Below are 17,497 nucleotides of genomic sequence, written 5' to 3'. Positions count from 1 at the left end.
CGCTTGACCTGCTCGATGTCGCGAAGCCGTGACCGATATGCGTGATCCGGTGCGAGCGCGCGATACGCGCAGTGTGCCGCGGCGAAGCGGAGTCTGATGCGTCGGGCAGCCAGTGAGCGGATGCCTGACGCGTCATGCACTTTCGTTACTTCACGCACTCCAGCGCGTACTTCAACCCTTGCCCGAGCAGCCCGCGCCACACTTCCCACGTATGCCCGCCGTCGACGATGCGCAGCTCGGCCGGGTTCTGCGCGCGGCGCAGGTGCGTGTACAGCACGCTGGATTCCGCCTGGATCGTCAGGTCGTCGTCGCCGACCGCGATGAACATCGGCACGCGCCAGTTGCGCGCGAAATAGCCGCGCATCAGCGTCGGGTAGTTGAGTTCGTGCCACACGCGCGGATCGAACTGCCGGTCGCCGAACACGCCCACATAGCGCGCGGCGGAATTGAGCGGCGGCTCGTTCGCGTAGATCGCCGGGCTCAGCAGCATCGCGCCGCAGAACAGGCCCGGTTCGAGCAGCGAGAAACGCAGTGCGCCGAAGCCGCCCATCGATACGCCGCCGATCGCGCGGCCCGCGCGCTGGTTCGACACCGCGAAGTGCGCTTCGACTTCCGGCAGCAGGTCGTTCAGGAACGCGCTCTGCATTTTCTCCTTGCGATCGACGTACCAGTCGGTGCCGCCTTGCGGCATCACGATCACGACGGGCGGGATCTCGTGGCGCTCGATCAGCGTGTCGGCCGTGGCCTGCAGCCGGCCCTGCGTGACCCAGTCGTTCGCGTTGCCGGCATTGCCGTGCAGCAGGTACAACACCGGATAGCGCGCGCCTTCCGGGTTGTAGCCGGGCGGCAGGTAGACCGTGTAGGACCAGTCGCGCTTCAGCGACGCCGAACGGAACGCGCGCAACACGACGCTGCTGCCGGGGTTGACCGGCGGCTCCTGGGCGGCCGGCACGGGCGTGGCGAGCGTTGCGGGCGGGACGATCGCGGTCGCGGTCGCGGGCGCGGACGACGCCGGCGAAACCGCGGGCCCGCCTGGCGTGGCGTGGGCGGTGGCGAGGCAGCCGGCGAGCAGGGCGGCGGCGAACGAAAGGGCGAGTCGGCGCATGGCGAATCGTTTCAGGAAAGGCGCCCGCTATCGTAGCAGCGGCGCATGACGGCGCGGCACGTCATTGCCGCGAACGGAACGGGAACGGCAGCCGCGACACCAGCGGCGCGTAGAGTTTCGCGACGAGATACAGCAGCCCCATCGCGACGACGTCGGCGGTCAGGCCGAGCGGCACGTTTAGATAGCCTTCGGTCGCCTGGTAAAGCAGCGAGTCGACCGCGAGCGAGATGCCGGTCCCGGCGACGAAGCACAGCAGCCCCTGGCGACCGATCGTGCCGATCCAGGGCATCGCATGCGCGACCTTCTTCATCCACCCGAGGTGCACGAGCTTGGCCGCGAGCCACGCGATCGCGAGGAAGTTCGCGAGCCGCAGTGCGCCGAGGTTCTGCTTGATCGACGGATCGGTCGGGAACGGTTCGATGCGCAGCCGGTAGTACGCGCCGGCCGCGACGATCGCGAGCGACGCGGCCGTCAGCAGCCAGCCCTGCGGCTTCGGCGCGAGCGTCTGGTAGACCGGCTGGCAGCGCGCGATCACGCCGAGCACGAACAGGAACTGCCACGCGAACGGGTTGAAGTCCCACGGTGCGCCGCCGACAGTCGGCAGGAAGCGCGCGATGTGCGGCGCCGCGTACCAGAGCGAGCCGCTGAACGCGAGCATCAGCCACGGCTGCGTGCGCGCGAGCGGCAGCGCGAGCGGGACGAGCAGCGCGAAGAACGCATACATCGGCAGCACCGACGCGAGATACGGCTGGCGGCGGAACAGCAGGATGTCGCGCAGCGCCGCGAGCGGCTTGTGGAGCAGGCCGTCGAGATCGTTGGTCGGCATGTTCGGACCGTCGATCGAGAACGCGTTCAGCACGGCGGTGATCAACAGCATCAGGCCGGCCGTCACGAGGAAGGCACGGTAGATCTCGAAGGCACGGCGAATGAAACGCTGGCGCGCGGCGGCCTCGTCGTGCCGTTCGGCGAGCGAGTTGTACGCGATGGCGGTCGCGAAGCCGCCGAGGAACACGAACACCTCGGCCGCATCGCATAGCGCGTACGCATGCAGCGTCACGCGCGACAGGATGCTGCCGCCGATGTGGTCGACGACGATCACAAGCAACACGAGGCCGCGGAAGAAGTCGAGCTCGGCGTAGCGGCCGGCTCGGGCTGCGGCGGTCATCGGGCCGCCTCCCGGCGCGCGCCGCGTGCGCGGCAGGCACCCGCCGCGCATGAATCGGGGTGAAGCATGACTTCGCGAAGAAATGACGAACGGATGCGCATTGTGCCACCGATGCGACGCCGCCCGGGTTTACGCGGATGGCAGGCTGGCCAGCCGTTGCCGTCAAGCCTGATCAGGCAATCGGCCGAGCGGGGCAGTTGGACGAGCGCAACGCTTTGTGCGCCGGCTCCATGCCCCGATGGACGGGCGCTTTGCGACGTGACACCATTTTGTCCTCGCGGCCGCACACCGCGCAGTCCGCCCTGCGGGCCACGCCTATAAAACAGACCAAACAATCGCCGGGCGCAACGCCTGTCCGGCAACCGGCTCCGGAGATCCGTCATGAAGAAGCACGTCATTTTTGCCGCCGCGCTGGCAGCCTTCGCCGCGCCGGCTTTCGCGCAGGACAGTGTGACGCTGTACGGCCTGATCGACGAGGGCTTCAACTACACGAACAACGTGAACGTGAATGGGGTCGGAAAAGCGAATTACCAACTCGCGAGCGGCTATGCACAGGGCAGCCGCTGGGGCCTGAAGGGCAGCGAGGACCTGGGCGGCGGGCTGAAGGCGATCTTCACGCTGGAAAACGGTTTCGACGTGAACAACGGCCGGCTCAATCAGGGCGGCCGGATGTTCGGCCGCCAGGCGTTCGTCGGGCTGAGCGCGTCGCGTTTCGGCACGCTGACCTTCGGCCGCCAGTACGATTCCGTCGTCGACTATCTCGCGCCGCTGACCGCGAACGGCAACTGGGGCGGCACGCTGTTCTCGCATCCGTTCGACAACGACAACACGGACAACTCGTTCCGCGTCAACAACACGGTCAAGTACGCGAGCCCCGACTGGAACGGGCTGTCGTTCGGCGGCACCTACAGCTTCAGCAACAGCACGGGCTTCTCGACCAACCGCCAGTACAGCATCGGCGCGCAGTATTCGCTCGCCGGGCTGCAGGTCGCGGCCGCCTATCTGCAGGCGAACAGCCCGGGCGTCGGCAGCGCGGGCGCGATCGCGGCCGACGACGCGAATTTCGTCGCCGATCGCCTGCGCATCTTCGGCGGCGGCATCAACTATACGTTCGGCCCGGCGACGGTCGGCTTCGTCTATACGAAGACCGACGTGAAGAACCCGGTGTCGACGGTCTACCTGCCGGCGTCGACGTTCAACGGCCTCGGGCTGACTGCGACCAAGTTCCAGAACTTCGAGATCAACGGCAAGTACCAGCTCACGCCCGACTTCTATCTCGGCGCGCAGTACGTGTACACGGACGGCAAGTTCGACGCCGCGACCGGTTCGTTCAAGCCGAAATACCATACCGTCGGGCTGATGGCGGACTACAGCCTGTCCAAGCGCACCGACGTCTATCTGCAGGGCGCATGGCAGAAGGTCGCCGGCGACAAGACGGGCACTGCGGCCGACGGCGGCTACGTGGTCGGGACGGACGGCCCGTCGTCGTCGTCGAACCAGTTCGCGGTGCGCGCCGCGATCCGCCACAAGTTCTGATCGCGCGTCACCGCGCCGGAGCCTGAGCGCCCCGGCGTCGGCTGCCGTCATTCCGCCCGGTGCGTGTCGCCGAGCGTTTGCGCGAGCCAGTCGACGAAGATCCGCACGCGCGGCGCCAGATGCCGGCTGTTCGGAAACACGACCGACACCGGCAGCGGCTGCGCATGCCATTCCGGCAGCACCTCGACCAGCGAGCCGTCCTCGAGCAGCGGTGCGAGCCCTTCGCGCGGCGCCTGGATCAACCCGAGGCCCGCGAGACAGCACGCGAGATACGCTTGCGAGCTGTTCACCGCGACGATGCTGCGCATCTTCACGGTCTGCAGCGCGCCCGAATCCATGTCCGCATATTCCCAGTCCAGTTCGCGGCCCGTGCGGCTCGAGAAATAGCCGACCGCGACATGGTCGGGCAGGTCGTCCGGCGAGCGCGGCGTGCCGTGCCGCGCGAGATACACGGGCGACGCGCAGTTGATCTGCGCCAGTTCGCCAATGCGCCGCGCGACCAGCGACGTGTCCGACAGCGCGCCGACCCGCACCGCGCAATCGATCCCGTCGGCGACGAGGTCGACGAAGCGGTCGGTCGTGCCGAGTACCACGCGCAGGTCGGGATAGCGTGCGTGGAAATCCTGCAGCGCCGGAATCACCTCGTTCAGCGCGAAGCGCTCGGGCAGGTCGACGCGGATCACGCCGCGCGGCGCGGCAGCGGCGGCGGCGTCGAACAGCGTCTCGGCATCGTCGAGATCGGCCAGCAGCCGCGTGCAGCGCTCGTAGTAAGTCGCGCCCTCGGTGGTCAGCGCGACGCGCCGGGTGGTCCGCTGCAGCAGGCGTACCCCCAGGTGTTTCTCCAGATACTGGACGGCATTGCTGACCGTCGGGCGCGGCAATTGCAACTGCTCGGCCGCTTTCGTGAAGCTGCCGAGGTGGGCGACGCGCGCAAAGATGCGCATTGCATGCAGATGGTCCATGCGGGGCGGGAGCGTGGGCGGATCGGGACAGCCACCATTGTTGATCAGCGTCGAATGATTTGGGTGGGTGTTTCGCGTTGATCGCGCGCCGCGATCGCGTCGGTGCTGTCGTCATGCGGCGACGACATCGTGCCGCCGATCGGCGCTCGCAACGCGCACCCAGCGCCAGGACGCGCTGCGGGTCGTTAAATCGCAACTAACGGTCAATGACCTTGCTCACATCGAAGCGGCGGTTCCCGCCGGGGTGGCTATCGACGAGCGTTATCCGCTCGCCGAAATGGCACACTTCGACAGCGAGCAGGGACGGGGCGGCACATGGCGCCTGTGCATTCAGGCGCCGAGCATGGCGGGATCACGAGGTGGCGAGGCCGGCCGGACGAGCCCGAGCCAGCCTCAGGCAAAACCAGATGGCGGGCGGCGTGACGGAGGTTCACCATCGGCGCCGTATTCAACCGGACGGAACGCCTGCCATGCAAATTCATACGCTGACGATCATCGTGCTGGTCTTTCTGCTGGCCGGCGCGGTCAAGGGCATGATCGGCCTCGGGCTGCCGACGATCGCGATGGGGCTGCTGACGCTTGCGATGCCGCCATCGGCCGCCGCGAGCCTGCTGCTCGTGCCGTCGTTCATCACCAATGTCTGGCAGTTGTGGCTCGGCCCGTCGTTCGGACTGCTGCTGCGGCGTCTGTGGCCGCTGCTCGCCGGGCTGGCGATCGGCACGTTGACGGGCGGGCTGCCCGCGCTCGCGGCCGGCAGCGCGTGGACCCATGCGGCACTCGGCGTCGTGCTGGTCGCATACGGCTGCTGGGGACTTGCCGCCGCGCGGCTGCCCGCGCCGGGGCGTCACGAAAAATGGCTGTCGGCCGTGGTCGGCTACCTGACGGGCGTCGTGACGGCCGCGACCGGCGTGTTCGTCGTGCCGGCCGTGCCGTACCTGCAGGCGCTGCGCCTGTCGAAGGACGACCTGATCCAGGCGCTCGGGCTGTCGTTTACCGCGTCGACGATCGCGCTCGGTCTGCAGTTGCACGTGACGGGCGCGCTGCAGACGGTCGATCTCGGCGTATCGGTGCTGGCGCTCGTGCCGGCGCTCGCCGGGATGGTCGGCGGGCAATACGCGCGGCGCGTGATGAGCGAAAAGGCATTCAAGCGCTGCTTCTTCGTCGGGATGATCGCGCTCGGTGCGTACATGGCCGTGACGGGGCTGCGGTAAGCGCCGTGACGGCCGGCACCGTTACAACTGCGCTTCGATCGCAGCCTTGTCGATCACCGACCAGACCTGCCGGATCCTGCCGTCGTGAAATTCGTAGAACACGTTCTCGGCGAACGTGACGCGCGTGCCGTCCACGGCGAGCCCCATGAACGTCCCTTTCGGCGCACAGGCGAAGCGAAGCCGGCATGCGACGCGCGGCGGTTCGCATACGAGCAGCCGGATGTCGAAACGGAGATCCGGGATGTCGCGGAAATCCTGCTCCAGCATCGCGTGATAACCGGCGAGGCCAAGCGGCCGGTCGTTGTGGATCACGTTGTCGGCGACGTACCGGCCGAGTGCCGGCCAGTCCTGTCGGTTCAGGCAGTCGATGTAGGCGCGGTAGCGTGCGGCGAGGTCGGGTTCGGTCATGGCTGCGGTGTCTCCTCGTGTATCGACCGGGTGTTCCGGATGGTGCGCGACGTTCAGCGTGGCGGCGTTTCACCCGACAGGTACGACACGAACGCCTGCGTGTATTTCGGCAGCGCGTCGAACGATCGCGCGCAGAGCGTTAGCTTGCGGTGACTCCACGCGTCGGACAGCTCGACGAGCCGCACGTCCATCGTCTGCTGCGCGCGTTCGGCCGCGTGGCGCGACACGATGCCGATCCCCACGCCGCTTTCGATCACGCGGCAGATCGCATCGAAACTCTTCAACTGCACACGGTAGCGAATCCGCTTGCCGAGCGCACGCGCCTGATCCGCGAGATGGACCTGCAGCGCGCTGCCGTCGGTCAGCCCGATGAAATCCGCATCGGCGATTTCGTCGAACGCAACCTTCTCGCGCGCGGCGAGCGGATGCCCGACCGGCACGACCGCGATCAGCCAGTCCTCGCGGAACGGCTTCTGTTCGAGCCCGCCCAGCCCGACCGAATCGGCGACGATGCCGACCTCGGCCGTCTTGTTGCGGATCGCATGCACGATTTCCTGGCTCGAGCGCTCCTCGACGCTGATCGACAGTTTCGGATGATGCGGCAGATACGCGGCGAGCGCGTCGGGCAGGTATTCGCTGAGCGACGCCGTGTTGCACAGCAGCCGGATATGCCCGCGCAGCCCCTGGCCGTATTGCTGCAGTTCGCCGCGCATGTGGTCGATCTGCTGCAGCACCGTGCGCGCGTGGTGCTCGAGCGCCCGGCCCGCCTCGGTCACCTGCGTGCCCGACTTGGTCCGGTGCAGCAGCGGCACGCCGAGCTCGTCCTCCATCCCACGGATGCGCTCGCTTGCCGCCTGCAGCGTGATATGGGTCCGCTCGGCGCCGCTCGTGATCGTGCCGGCTTCGCAGATGTTCAGGAAGAGCCGCAGGTCGGTCAGGTCGAAGCGCATGGTCGGTTGGGGCGCGTAAGGATTGGAATGGCCGATAAGTTAGCAGGAACCGCCGCGCCGGTCTCAGGCTGCGCTTGAGGCCCCGTTCGCCGGTTCCGCATTTTCGGGGCGGGATCGAGGCCGGATCATGGCCGCATATCAACCGGGGGAGACCGTCATGCGGGTCGATTCGTCGTGGGGCGTGTCGTTCAAGATCGCGTTGCACCTGCTGTTCCTGTGCATCGGCGTCGCGTGGGCGTGCGCGGAGCTGGTCGACTGGCTGCGTTGAGCGGGCGGCCGGTGCAGGGCGCTTCGGCCGCGCGACGCGGCGATGCGAGAATTGAAAGCCATTCGAAATAATGGCGAAATGGGAAATTTATTCCGCATCGTGCCCGAAAAACCGTCAAGTTTTTCCGGTTTCGATCGTATTACCGGTGACAAGTATCTGCCGGCGCCCGGTTCGTGATCGTTTGTCATCATTGTTTGCATCCGGTTACACGTTGGCCGTTCCGTTTTTGAGATGCTTGAAAGATTGTCAAACCGGAGTCGATCGTCCATGAAGCAGCGCGAGATTTGCCGCAAGTCGGCGTGGCTGTCTGCCCTGGCTGCCGTGCTCGTCATGGCCGGTTGTGCCGGCACGCAGTCCGTTCCGCCGAGCGACACGCTGGCGGGATCGCCGTCGGGCCAGCCCGCCGCCGCGCCGGCGGTCACGCCCGCGGCGCCGCCGCCGGCACCGATTCTCGTCGCGCAGAAGTACGTGGTGAAACGCGGCGACACGCTGACGGGCATCGCGTCCGCGAACGACTGCAGCGTCGCCGACCTGCGCACCTGGAACAAGCTCGACGCGCGCGGCCCGCTGCGCATGGGGCAGGTGCTGCGCATCGTCCGGCAGCAGCCGTTGCAGGCGCGGACTGCGAACGTCGGCACGCAGGTCGCCGCGAACAATTCGACGGGTGCCGCGCAGGCAAGCGCGTCGACGGCGAGCGACCGGCAGGTCGTGCAGGAAACCAAGCGGCATGCGGGCGCGGTGTCGCTCACGTGGCCCGCGCAAGGCAGGATCGTCGACGCGTTCCGGCCGGGGCAGAACCGCGGCATCCAGATCGCCGGCCGGTCGGGCGACCCGGTCCGCGCGGCGGCCGACGGCCGCGTGATGTATGCGGGCACGGGCCTGAACGATTACGGCAGCCTGATCATCGTCCAGCACAACGCGGATTTCCTGACCGCGTATGCGCACAACCGCAAGCTGCTCGTGAAGACCGGCGACATCGTGCGTCAGGGCGACGAGATCGCGGAGATGGGCGACCTCGACAACTCGCGTGTCGCGCTGCTGTTCGAAGTGCGGCGCGACGGCAAGCCCGTCAATCCGATGCCGTACCTGCCTTCGTCGCAGGGCTGAAGCGGGCCACGCCGCTGGAACGCGGCAGCGGTCGCTGCTACGCTAGGGGATGTTCATGCGAGTCCCGCCGCTGCGGGGCCGACGGACGTCTTCGGGGATGCGCGGCGTAGGCCGTCGCGAGCCGGCCGTCGGCGTGAACGCGCGTGCATCGCCGATGCGCGCGTGCGTTGCTCCGTGCCACCGCTTCCGACAGAACACCACACATCCATGGAACACTCTCCGACACGCCGCTCGCTGTTGCTCGCTGCCGTCGCCGCGCCGTTCGTCGCCGCATGCTCGTCGGCGCCGGTCGCCGACCAGAAGCGCGCCCATGCCGCGCAGGCCGAACTCGCCGCGCTCGAAAAAGCATCGAACGGCCGGCTCGGCGTCGCCGCACTCGATACGTCGAACGGCACGCGCATCGCGCATCACGCGCGCGAACGCTTCCCGCTGTGCGGCACCTATGCGGTCGTCGCTGCCGCCGCGATACTCGCGCGCGGTTCGCTCGACGCGTCGCTGCTGCCGCGCCGCATCCTGTATCGCCGTTATGAAGTCGTGGCCGGCTCGCCGGTCACGGAAAGCCATGTCGACACGGGGATGACGATCGCGCAGCTGTGCGCGGCGGTGCTGCAGGCCGGCGACAAGGGTGCGGGAAACCTGCTGATGGGCGTGCTCGGCGGCCCGCAGGCCGTCACGTCGTTCGCGCACGAAAGCGGCGACACCGCGTTCCGGCTCGACCGCTGGGAACCCGAGCTGAACCAGGCCGCGCCCGGCGATGTGCGCGATACGTCGACACCGGTTGCGATGGTCGACACGCTGCAGCGGCTGCTTCTGGGCGACACGCTGCGCGAACCGCAGCGTGCGCAGCTCACCGAGTGGATGACCGGCGCGCGCGGCGCGACCGGGATCGCGGCCGGCGTGCCGCCCGGCTGGCGCATCGCCGACAAAACCGGCACCGGCGGCTATGGCACGACGACCGACGTCGCGGTGCTGTGGCCGCCGTCGCGTGCGCCGATCGTGCTGGCCGTGTCGTTCACGCAGCCGCGTGCCGATGCGGCTGCCCGCGCGGACGTCGTCGCGTCGGCGGCGCGCATCGCGACGGGCGCGCTTGCCGCAACGGCCTGAGCGTTCGGCGCATCTCGCGCAAAGCCGGCGTTTGGCTTATCGTGTCGGTCAGCGCGCGCCGGTGTCGGCGCGCGGTCTTGCCGCGCCGTCCTTCGGCGCGGTCGATCCGTTTACCCGCTTCGTCATGCGCCGACTTCCGCCCCTGCACGCGCTGCAGATCTTCTCGACGGTGGCCCGCCACCGCAGCTTCACGCGTGCGGCCGAGCAGCTGTGCCTCACGCAGGGCGCGGTGAGCCGGCAGATCCAGACGCTCGAGGCACACTACGGTTTTCCGTTGTTCAAGCGGCACGCGAAGGGCCTTACGCTGACGGCGGAGGGCGAGCAATTGCTGCCGGTGGTCAACGAGAGCTTCGCGCGGATCGAGGACATCTCGATGAAGCTCACGCGGCAGCGCACCGATCTCGCGTTGAAGGTGCCGACCTGCGTGATGCGCTGGATGCTGCCGCGCATCATGCGCTTCCAGGGCGAGCATCCCGATCTCCACGTGCAGATCACGACCGTGTGGCAGCACGTCGTCGATTTCTCGACCGAGCCGTTCGATGCGGCGATCGTCTACGGCACGTCGCCGGGCGCGGGTGTATTCGCGGTGCCGCTGTTCGACGAGCGGTTGACGCCGGTATGCGCACCCGAGCTGCGGCAGGCCGCGCCGCTCGATGCGGTCGGCGATCTCGCGCGCCATACGCTGCTGCATCCGACGCGCGACCATCGCGACTGGCGCGCGTGGCTCGATCATGCGGGCGAGCGCACCGTCGATGCGGAGCGCGGGCCGACCTTCGACACGCTCGATCTCGCGACGAACGCGGCGATGCAGGGCTTCGGCGTCGCGATCGGCGACGTGACGCTCGTCGACGACGACGTCAGCGCGCGCCGGCTCGAACGGCCGTTCGACATCGTGCTCGAGACCGGCGCCCGTTATTTCTTCGTCTATCCCGAGAACATCGGCAGCCAGCAGAAGATCCGCGCGTTCAGCGACTGGATCGCCAGCCATCGCGACTGACGCGCGAGGCCGGCCGTGGGCCTTACTGGTACGTCACGACGGCGATCATCGGCGCATGTGCGTTGCCCGGACGGTCGGGTAAAACGATTGCGCGCGAGGCCTGCGTAAAGGTCGTGGTCTTGATCGTGCGCAGGCTGGCCGCGTCGACGAACGCGACTTGCCCGCTTGCCGGGCGCGGGCAGTCGGGGCGCACGCGCGCATGCGCGGCGTCGGCCGTGTCGAGCGCGAACGAGCACGGCGGTTCGACGATCATGCCGGTGAAGTGGATGATGCCGGATGTGCCGGCGGCAAATGATGGGGACGGCGCCAGAAGCGAGGCAGCCAGAACGAACGAGGCGGCGAACAGGCGATGCTTCATGACAGGCTCCAGAGAGGAAGCGCGTCGCAGCGGGGCCGCTCGAATGGCAGTCCGTCAACGCTGCGATGCTGTATGCGTAAACGGCAATTCCATCGAATCCCTTGAATGGATAATCGTAATTATTGGATATAAGCAAATAACGCGGTCTTTCCAGAATCAATTTAGGCCGGATTTGCGAGATAGCAAGTCAGGGTAATGCCGATGTCGTAAGCTCGACGGAGGCACGGCCGGCCGCTGCTGGCCGTTGCTGCGAGTCGTTGCGCAATCAACGGCTCGACAGGGCGATGCGCTGACGAAGCCGCGCGCATGAAAAAACGGCCGCTCGTGTGACGAGCGGCCGTTCTTGCGCGGCGTGCTTGCGGCAGCGCGATTACCCCGCGCGCTTGCGCACCGCGCCGACGATCACGAGCAGCACGATCGCGCCGATGATCGACGCGATCCAGCCTGCTCCCTGGCCCGGTGCATACCAGCCGGCGGCGCGGCCGACGTAGCCCGCGACGAGCGAGCCGACGACGCCGAGAACGACCGTCATCAGGATGCCCATCTTGTCGTCGCCCGGCTTCAGTGCGCGGGCGAGGAGGCCGACGATGAGCCCGACGACCAGGGTTTCGATGAATTGCAGCATGAACGCCTCCCTATTGCTGTTGAGCTGTTGACGAAAGGAATGGACTCGCGCGGCGCGCCGGGGTTCCATGCGGCGGCGAACCGGCGCGCGGCGTGCCGAGTATCGCACGCCGCCACGTCACGCGAATGTCAGGTCGCGACGAGGTGCGCCGACGTCATTCATTGATAGTCGAGCAGGACCTGCGCCGCGGCATGAACCGAACCGCCGCCGACTTTCGCGCCCGTTTGCAGGTAGGACGCGCGGAGCCGGATCGTCGACGATCCGCCGGTGGCCCGGTTGTAGCCCGTCACCGTGTGCGACTTCCCGAGCGGCAGCGGCTGGCCGGTCGCTGCGTCGGCGATCTGGATGCCGATGCCGCTGGCCGTGGCATCCGGGCGCAATTGCATTCCGCCGGGCGTGCCGGTGACGACGTCGTCCAGCGGAGCCAGTTGATAGCCGATCCGGTTGTAGCCGGCCGGGCAGTTGTTCAACTGCACCTGGAAATCCGTCGCGCCGGCGGTCGAACCGACGCCGTTGAACACGCGATGCTGCACGGGCGGCAGCGTGACGGTCTGGTCGGGAATCGAGCACGTTCCGTTGATGAAACTGACCTGCGCGGCAAGAAAGACCGGGTTCGACGCGCCGAGGAGACCGGACTTGTAGTAGATGGTGTAGTAGGCGCTGAGCGTGCCGGCATTGAGCGACCCGTCCTGCGGCTGCCGGCTGTCGCGAAACAGTACGACTTCGAGCGTGTTGCGCAAGGTCGCCTTCGTTGACGAGACGGCGACCTTGCCGTCGACGACCATGCGCGTGGACAGGCCCGACACGTTGGTTTCCAGATCGGGGCCGTCGGACGTCCACACGCTGCCTTTCGGATACATCTTGATGCTCGTGATCTGGCAGGTGCTCGCGCCGCAAACGTCCTGCGGCGTGAAGTAATGACGCGCGACGACCGTGCCGGTCGCGGCGTTCGCGGGGCTGGAAATGGTTGCCTGCCCGAACGCATAGAGGGAGCTTGCGGCCGCGGCCGCGCCGGTTGAGCATGCGAGCAGAAGCGACGCAGCGACTGCGATCGGGCGAAACGGGCGGCGGACAAGGCAGCGACGTGCATTGCGCCTGCGCGCCGTGCCTGCCGGGATCGTGACTCGGGTCAATGCGGACGATTGGCGAAAGTGGGACATAGGGATTCCTTACTGAATGTCGGCGGTCGTCGAGTCGGGCTGGCAAATACTCTTCACGGTCCGGATGCCCGACGATTGCCGGCGATGTTCCGCGAGGGGCAGGTCATATGCGATTCGGCAGATCGAGCGGGAATCGGCGCCCCATTGAACCGTCAGCGAGCCGCTATCGGCGAGCCCGCGCGCGAAGATCTTGCTCGCCTGGCCGACGACGCCGACTTCCTTGCCGTTCTCGTCGTGCACGGCGGCACCGAACGGCAGCGGCGTGCCGTCTGCCTGGCGCGCCTGAACGAGCGCCGCGCGGCCGGTGTCGGTCGCGAACCGGATCAGCGGCACCGCGCCGGCGCGCGGCGCGATCTGCCTGCTGGTTTCCTTCAGTTCGACGTCCATCGAAATGCCCTTCGGATCGAGCGCGATCGTATTGAGGCTGTATGGCGTCAGGTACGGCACGACCGCATAGCCGTTGCCGTCGACCTTGACGCCCGCCGCGTTCGTGATGCGCGCGCCGGCCGCGCCCGGCGCCTCGACGATCGCGAACGTCTCGGATACCGGCTGTGAGAATGTGATGCCGCCGCGGTGTGCAACCAGCGCGCCGCGCACGCCGAGCGAGCCCTGCTGGAAATCCGTGCTCGCGCCCGCGCTGGCGTTGACTTCGGCCACGCGCGTACGGTACGTGACGTTGCCGCTGCCGTCCGTGACCGCGTTCGGTCCGGACGCGTGGTTCGCGCTGACGCTGTACGACAGCGCGTGGTCGTCGCCGAGCGATCCGGACAGCGTCGACTGCAAGCGCGTGCGGCCAAGCGTGTCGCGCGACACGTTGCCCGAGACGGTCATCGGGCGTTCGCGGCCGAACGGGATCGTGACGCTGGCGTAATAGAGCGTGCTCATGTCGCCGCCGGCATTGCGCTGCCGCGTGGCCGTCAGGCTGTAGGACACGTTGCGGAACTGGTTCGTATAGCCGACCGAGTAGTTGATGTCCGAGCCGGGCCGGTTCCAGTAGTTGACGGCCGATGCCGTGGCATTGATGCGTCCGCCGGTCGCGCCGAGGCGCTGCGTGAGCACGAGCGACGCGCGATGGCGCTGACGCCAGACCGCGTGGGTCGAGCGGTCGTTGCGCGCGGCGTCGCGTGCCTGCATCGCGTCGTCGAGGCCGAAATAGCCGTCCGTCGAATAACGATACGCGGCGAGTGCGATGTCGGTGCCGGTCGCATCGACCGACTTCGCATAGCTGACGCGCACGCTCGAACCGCTGTAGCGCTTCGCGCCGGGGATTGCGGTCAGCGCATGCGTGACGTCCGCGCCGAACGCGCCGAACGACGTGTTGAACGCGCCGCCCAGCATCGCCGACGCGTAGCCGCCGGCGAGTGTGACGCCGCCATAGCCCGTCAGCAGGTTGGTCAGGCCGCGCTGGTAGGTGGCCTGCGTGAACAGCGGCTGGCTCGAGCCGCGAGGATTGCGCAGCGTGCCCGCGACGAAGCTGTAGCGGCCGATGCCGGGCCGCAGCGACATCGGCACGGCGGCGTAGGGCACGGAGAACGTGTGCACGGAGCCGTCGGCCTCCTCGACCGATACCTGCAAGTCGCCGCCGTACCCGGTCGGGTACAGGTCGTCGATTTCGAAATTGCCGGGCGCGACCGTCGTCTCGTAGATCGTGACGTCGTTCTGGCGGACCGTTACCTTCGCGTTGCTGTTCGCGATGCCGCGCACCACCGGCGCATAACCGCGCAGCGAGTCGGGCAGCATCCGGTCGTCCGTCGACAGGCGCACGCCGCGGAACGGCGTCGAGTCGAACAATTCGCCCGACGTGTAGCTTTCGCCGATGACGAGTTGCGACGACAGCGACGGCAGGTCGCGCTGCAGATAGGTCGCGAGGCCCTGGTACCGGCTCTCGCCGCGCGACGACCATGAATAGGAGCCTTCGTGGCGAAAGCGCCAGTTGCCGATATTCACGCCGCCGTTCAGGCCGAGATAGCCTTGCGTTTGCGCGGTGTGGCCGCTGGCCTTCGACGTGTAGAGGTTGAAGTTGTAGCCGAGCAGACCGACGGTTTCGCCGGAGGTCCATTGATCGGGGCTCACGTAGCCGCGTGCCTTGCGCGCGAGCGACGCCTGCGGGATCGACAGCCTCAGCGTCTGTCGCGTGAAGTCGAATGCCGCACTGGCGCCCGGCACGACTTCCTCGATTCGCAGGCATGCGTCGTTGCCGTCCAGTCGCGCGACGACGTCCGGCGCGAGCTTGCCGAAATCGACGCCGACACGCTCGAGCAGCGTGCGGTCGAAGCACGGACGCGCGTCGCCCGAATCCGGCGCGGCCACGAAGCGCACGTCGTAGCGGCCGATCCAGTCGGGACCGACATGCACGTCGGCGGTATACACGCCAGCGGCCGTCACGTTGCGCCGGGCGAAGCGCGACACGTCGAAATCCCTGCCCAGGCGATTCTGCATGAATGCGCCGTCGAACTCGACTTGCGCGAGCGAGCGTTCGGCGGCAGCCGGTGTCGTCGCGCGGCCATCGGCGGACCACGCGGCGACACAGGCCGCCACCAGCAGGTGGATCGGCTTGACGCGCGGCAAGTCGGCCGCGCCGCGGTGCGGCAGTCGAGTCGGGGTCATGCGCAATACTCCAGAAAGTTTCGGGGCGAGCGGGCGCGTTTCGCCGGCGCAGGCGTGCGGACGCGCTGCGCTGCGGCGGTGAGTGGCAAATCCGGGTTGTCTGTCCGGGCTGACCGGGACGGCCGAAGTGGCGTCGGACGAAAGAGGCGGCGCGCCCGGCGCGTCGTGGATGCGTGCTGCCGGCGTCGGTCGCGTTACGGTTCGACGCTGACCGGACGTTCGATGTCGGTCGCACGCCCCCAGTCGTTGATGCTGCCGAATTCGACGGTTGCACCCGCGGCGGGCGCGCCGGCGAGATCCTTGATCGGGAACCGTTGCGTGCCGCGCGGCAGCACGTAGCCCATGCCCGCGTCATGCTTGCGGCCGGCCGACTTCAGCAGCACGTTGCCGAAATTGACGACGAACGGCGTCGGATTGCTGGCTTCGAGCGCGTAGCCGCCGTCGACACGAACCACGCGCCAGTCGAGCTGCATGGGAGCGTCGTCGACATTACCGGCCAGCCCGGCGGGGCGATACATGATCTTGATGCGCGAGCGGAACGCCAGCTGGATGCGGTTGCGGTCTTCTGCCACGGACGCCTTCGGCGGCACTTCGAGCACGTTCAGCCAGAACAGCGATTCCCGATCGGCGGGAAGCGGTTCGCCGGTGTGCACGAGACGCAGCGCCTGGCCGTTGCCGGCTTCCATCCGGAAGACCGACGGCGTCAGCGTGAACGGCACGTCGATGTTCTCGGGCAGCGCGCGGCTGTCGCCATCGTCGAGCCAGGCCTGCACCAGCGCCGGACGCTTGCTGTCGTTCGTGAGCTGGATCGTGACCTCGCGCTCGCTGGACGGGAAGATGACGCGCGTGCCGGCGATCACGACGCTCGCGTCGGCTTGCGACGCGAAGGCGGCGACGGCGAGGGTCAGCGTACGGAAGAGCTTCAACAGTTTCATGGGCGTGCGGACTCGGATCGTGGGGGCAGGGAGCGGGCGGATCGACGGATTCCGCGCCGCACGGCGTGACGCGTGGAGACTGCCGGAGCGGCAACCTCCATGCCTCGTCCTTACTGGTAGATCAGCGAGTACTCGACACGCGAACTGACGTCCCCGGCCTTCACGGCGCCCGCGGCGTAGTACTCGGCGAAGTAGTTCAGCTTCGCCTTGCCGTCGGCATCGATCGCGGCCATCTCGGTGCTCGCGCCGGTTTGCGCGCCAACCGGAATCAGCTTCTGTTGCGAATCCAGCACGTTGATCTGGACACCTTCGGCGGCCTTGGCGCCCGTGTCGACCGTCAGTCGGCCGCTCGACTGATCGACGTTCGTGCCGTTTTCGAACATGACGCCGACCTTCACCGGATTTCCATCGCCGACCGCGCAGCCCGTGAGCGCCAGCGAGAACGCGCTGCGACCGGCGACGGAGCCGACATCGGCGAGTGCCGTGGTGCTGACCGGCGGCAGCGGGACGGTGAGATCCGAACCGCCTTCGACGCTGCACGTCGACGCGATAACGTTGCCGCGGAAGTCGATGGTGCCGTCAGCCGCGTAGGCCGCGGACGAAACGGCCGCGCTCGCGGCGACGAGCAGGAACGGAATGGCGCTGCGCTTGATGATGCTCATATTTAAATCTCCAGATAAACGTCGGTTTTAGAAAGCGCAAATTGAATTTAAATATTCGAATGGCGCGTTTCGGTTGAAATTATGGCGGTCATGTAATGAATTTGTAATGCGACTAGTACGAAGCGTTATATTTTTCTAATGAGACAAGTACTAAATTTGTTATTTGCCGGGATCGGCATTCAGGCGGGCAGCGGCGTGGGGGCCGCTGATGAACGGCATGCGATTCGGCCCCGTCATCGGAAATCGATCGGCGCGGCTGTATCGGTCGCGCTATTCGAAGCGGACGGGAATTGAAATATCGGGCGGGTGGCGGGCGAGGACGTGCGGTGTGCCGTGC

At 67.4% G+C, this 17,497-nt stretch carries 17 protein-coding genes and 1 pseudogene; 7 read left to right on the top strand and 11 right to left on the bottom strand.

Annotation, left to right across the window (positions count from 1 at the left end; translation table 11 throughout):
• Positions 1 to 145 precede the first annotated feature (145 nt).
• Positions 146 to 1,105 (bottom strand): esterase family protein, encoded by a 960-nt coding sequence (locus DIE15_RS02250; protein WP_057924909.1) that lies wholly within the window; start codon positions 1,103 to 1,105, stop codon positions 146 to 148.
• Positions 1,106 to 1,166: 61 nt separating this feature from the next.
• Positions 1,167 to 2,270: an OpgC domain-containing protein gene (locus DIE15_RS02245; RefSeq protein WP_057925166.1), complete on the bottom strand. Its 1,104-nt coding sequence runs from the start codon at positions 2,268 to 2,270 to the stop codon at positions 1,167 to 1,169.
• Between the two features lie 381 nt (positions 2,271 to 2,651).
• Between DIE15_RS02245 and DIE15_RS02235 the strand changes: the two genes are divergently transcribed.
• A complete protein-coding gene (locus tag DIE15_RS02235) occupies positions 2,652 to 3,806 on the top strand; it encodes a porin (protein WP_124832264.1) in 1,155 nt (384 codons plus the stop codon).
• A gap of 47 nt (positions 3,807 to 3,853) precedes the next feature.
• Here DIE15_RS02235 and DIE15_RS02230 read toward each other — a convergent pair whose 3' ends face one another.
• Positions 3,854 to 4,768: a LysR family transcriptional regulator gene (locus DIE15_RS02230; RefSeq protein WP_057924911.1), complete on the bottom strand. Its 915-nt coding sequence runs from the start codon at positions 4,766 to 4,768 to the stop codon at positions 3,854 to 3,856.
• An 81-nt stretch (positions 4,769 to 4,849) separates the two neighbouring features.
• On the opposite strand from DIE15_RS02230, the pseudogene DIE15_RS37430 reads away from it, so the two are divergent.
• Together DIE15_RS37430 and DIE15_RS02220 are read left to right on the top strand one after the other, a co-directional pair.
• A pseudogene (locus DIE15_RS37430) lies at positions 4,850 to 5,078 on the top strand (aldo/keto reductase); the annotation flags it as partial.
• Between the two features lie 160 nt (positions 5,079 to 5,238).
• Positions 5,239 to 5,979: a sulfite exporter TauE/SafE family protein gene (locus tag DIE15_RS02220; RefSeq protein WP_124832263.1), complete on the top strand. Its 741-nt coding sequence runs from the start codon at positions 5,239 to 5,241 to the stop codon at positions 5,977 to 5,979.
• A gap of 21 nt (positions 5,980 to 6,000) precedes the next feature.
• Here DIE15_RS02220 and DIE15_RS02215 read toward each other — a convergent pair whose 3' ends face one another.
• Both DIE15_RS02215 and DIE15_RS02210 read right to left on the bottom strand, forming a co-directional pair.
• Positions 6,001 to 6,387: an ester cyclase gene (locus DIE15_RS02215; protein WP_124832262.1), complete on the bottom strand. Its 387-nt coding sequence runs from the start codon at positions 6,385 to 6,387 to the stop codon at positions 6,001 to 6,003.
• A 53-nt stretch (positions 6,388 to 6,440) separates the two neighbouring features.
• Positions 6,441 to 7,337 carry a LysR substrate-binding domain-containing protein gene (locus DIE15_RS02210; protein WP_057924914.1) on the bottom strand — a complete coding sequence of 299 codons (897 nt, stop codon included), beginning with the start codon at positions 7,335 to 7,337 and terminating at the stop codon, positions 6,441 to 6,443.
• A gap of 127 nt (positions 7,338 to 7,464) precedes the next feature.
• Here DIE15_RS02210 and DIE15_RS36840 point away from each other — a divergent pair, with 127 nt between their 5' ends.
• The 4 genes from DIE15_RS36840 (at position 7,465) to DIE15_RS02195 (ending at position 10,813) form a co-directional block, all read left to right on the top strand.
• Positions 7,465 to 7,605, top strand: a complete 141-nt coding sequence (locus DIE15_RS36840) for a hypothetical protein (RefSeq protein WP_160327437.1) — start codon at positions 7,465 to 7,467, stop codon at positions 7,603 to 7,605.
• 267 nt (positions 7,606 to 7,872) lie between these two features.
• Positions 7,873 to 8,712 (top strand): peptidoglycan DD-metalloendopeptidase family protein, encoded by an 840-nt coding sequence (locus tag DIE15_RS02205; RefSeq protein WP_057924915.1) that lies wholly within the window; start codon positions 7,873 to 7,875, stop codon positions 8,710 to 8,712.
• A gap of 207 nt (positions 8,713 to 8,919) precedes the next feature.
• On the top strand, positions 8,920 to 9,816 hold the full coding sequence (gene bla, locus DIE15_RS02200) for a class A beta-lactamase (RefSeq protein WP_124832261.1): 897 nt from the start codon (positions 8,920 to 8,922) through the stop codon (positions 9,814 to 9,816).
• Between the two features lie 124 nt (positions 9,817 to 9,940).
• Positions 9,941 to 10,813 (top strand): LysR substrate-binding domain-containing protein, encoded by an 873-nt coding sequence (locus DIE15_RS02195; protein ID WP_057925167.1) that lies wholly within the window; start codon positions 9,941 to 9,943, stop codon positions 10,811 to 10,813.
• Between the two features lie 22 nt (positions 10,814 to 10,835).
• Here the strand turns inward: DIE15_RS02195 and DIE15_RS02190 are convergent, their stop codons facing one another.
• The 6 genes from DIE15_RS02190 to DIE15_RS02165 all read right to left on the bottom strand — a co-directional run bounded on the left by DIE15_RS02190 (position 10,836) and on the right by DIE15_RS02165 (position 17,160).
• Complete coding sequence (locus tag DIE15_RS02190; RefSeq protein ID WP_057924917.1) at positions 10,836 to 11,171, bottom strand: type 1 fimbrial protein; 336 nt, start codon at positions 11,169 to 11,171, stop codon at positions 10,836 to 10,838.
• A 370-nt stretch (positions 11,172 to 11,541) separates the two neighbouring features.
• A complete protein-coding gene (locus DIE15_RS02185; RefSeq protein WP_057924918.1) occupies positions 11,542 to 11,796 on the bottom strand; it encodes a GlsB/YeaQ/YmgE family stress response membrane protein in 255 nt (84 codons plus the stop codon).
• 158 nt (positions 11,797 to 11,954) lie between these two features.
• Complete coding sequence (locus tag DIE15_RS02180; RefSeq protein ID WP_124832260.1) at positions 11,955 to 12,956, bottom strand: fimbrial protein; 1,002 nt, start codon at positions 12,954 to 12,956, stop codon at positions 11,955 to 11,957.
• 9 nt (positions 12,957 to 12,965) lie between these two features.
• The gene (locus DIE15_RS02175; RefSeq protein ID WP_124832259.1) at positions 12,966 to 15,563 is read right to left on the bottom strand and encodes a fimbria/pilus outer membrane usher protein; all 2,598 of its coding nucleotides are present in this window, start codon (positions 15,561 to 15,563) and stop codon (positions 12,966 to 12,968) included.
• Between the two features lie 194 nt (positions 15,564 to 15,757).
• Positions 15,758 to 16,498: a molecular chaperone gene (locus DIE15_RS02170; protein ID WP_057924921.1), complete on the bottom strand. Its 741-nt coding sequence runs from the start codon at positions 16,496 to 16,498 to the stop codon at positions 15,758 to 15,760.
• 110 nt (positions 16,499 to 16,608) lie between these two features.
• Entirely contained in the window at positions 16,609 to 17,160 is a 552-nt protein-coding gene (locus DIE15_RS02165; RefSeq protein ID WP_057924922.1) for a fimbrial protein, read from the bottom strand.
• Between the last annotated feature and the right edge of the window lie 337 nt (positions 17,161 to 17,497).

It is taken from the genome of Burkholderia sp. Bp9031, from assembly GCF_003857965.1.
Taxonomy (GTDB): domain Bacteria; phylum Pseudomonadota; class Gammaproteobacteria; order Burkholderiales; family Burkholderiaceae; genus Burkholderia; species Burkholderia ambifaria_A.
This window is presented reverse-complemented; position numbering and strand designations above follow the sequence as displayed.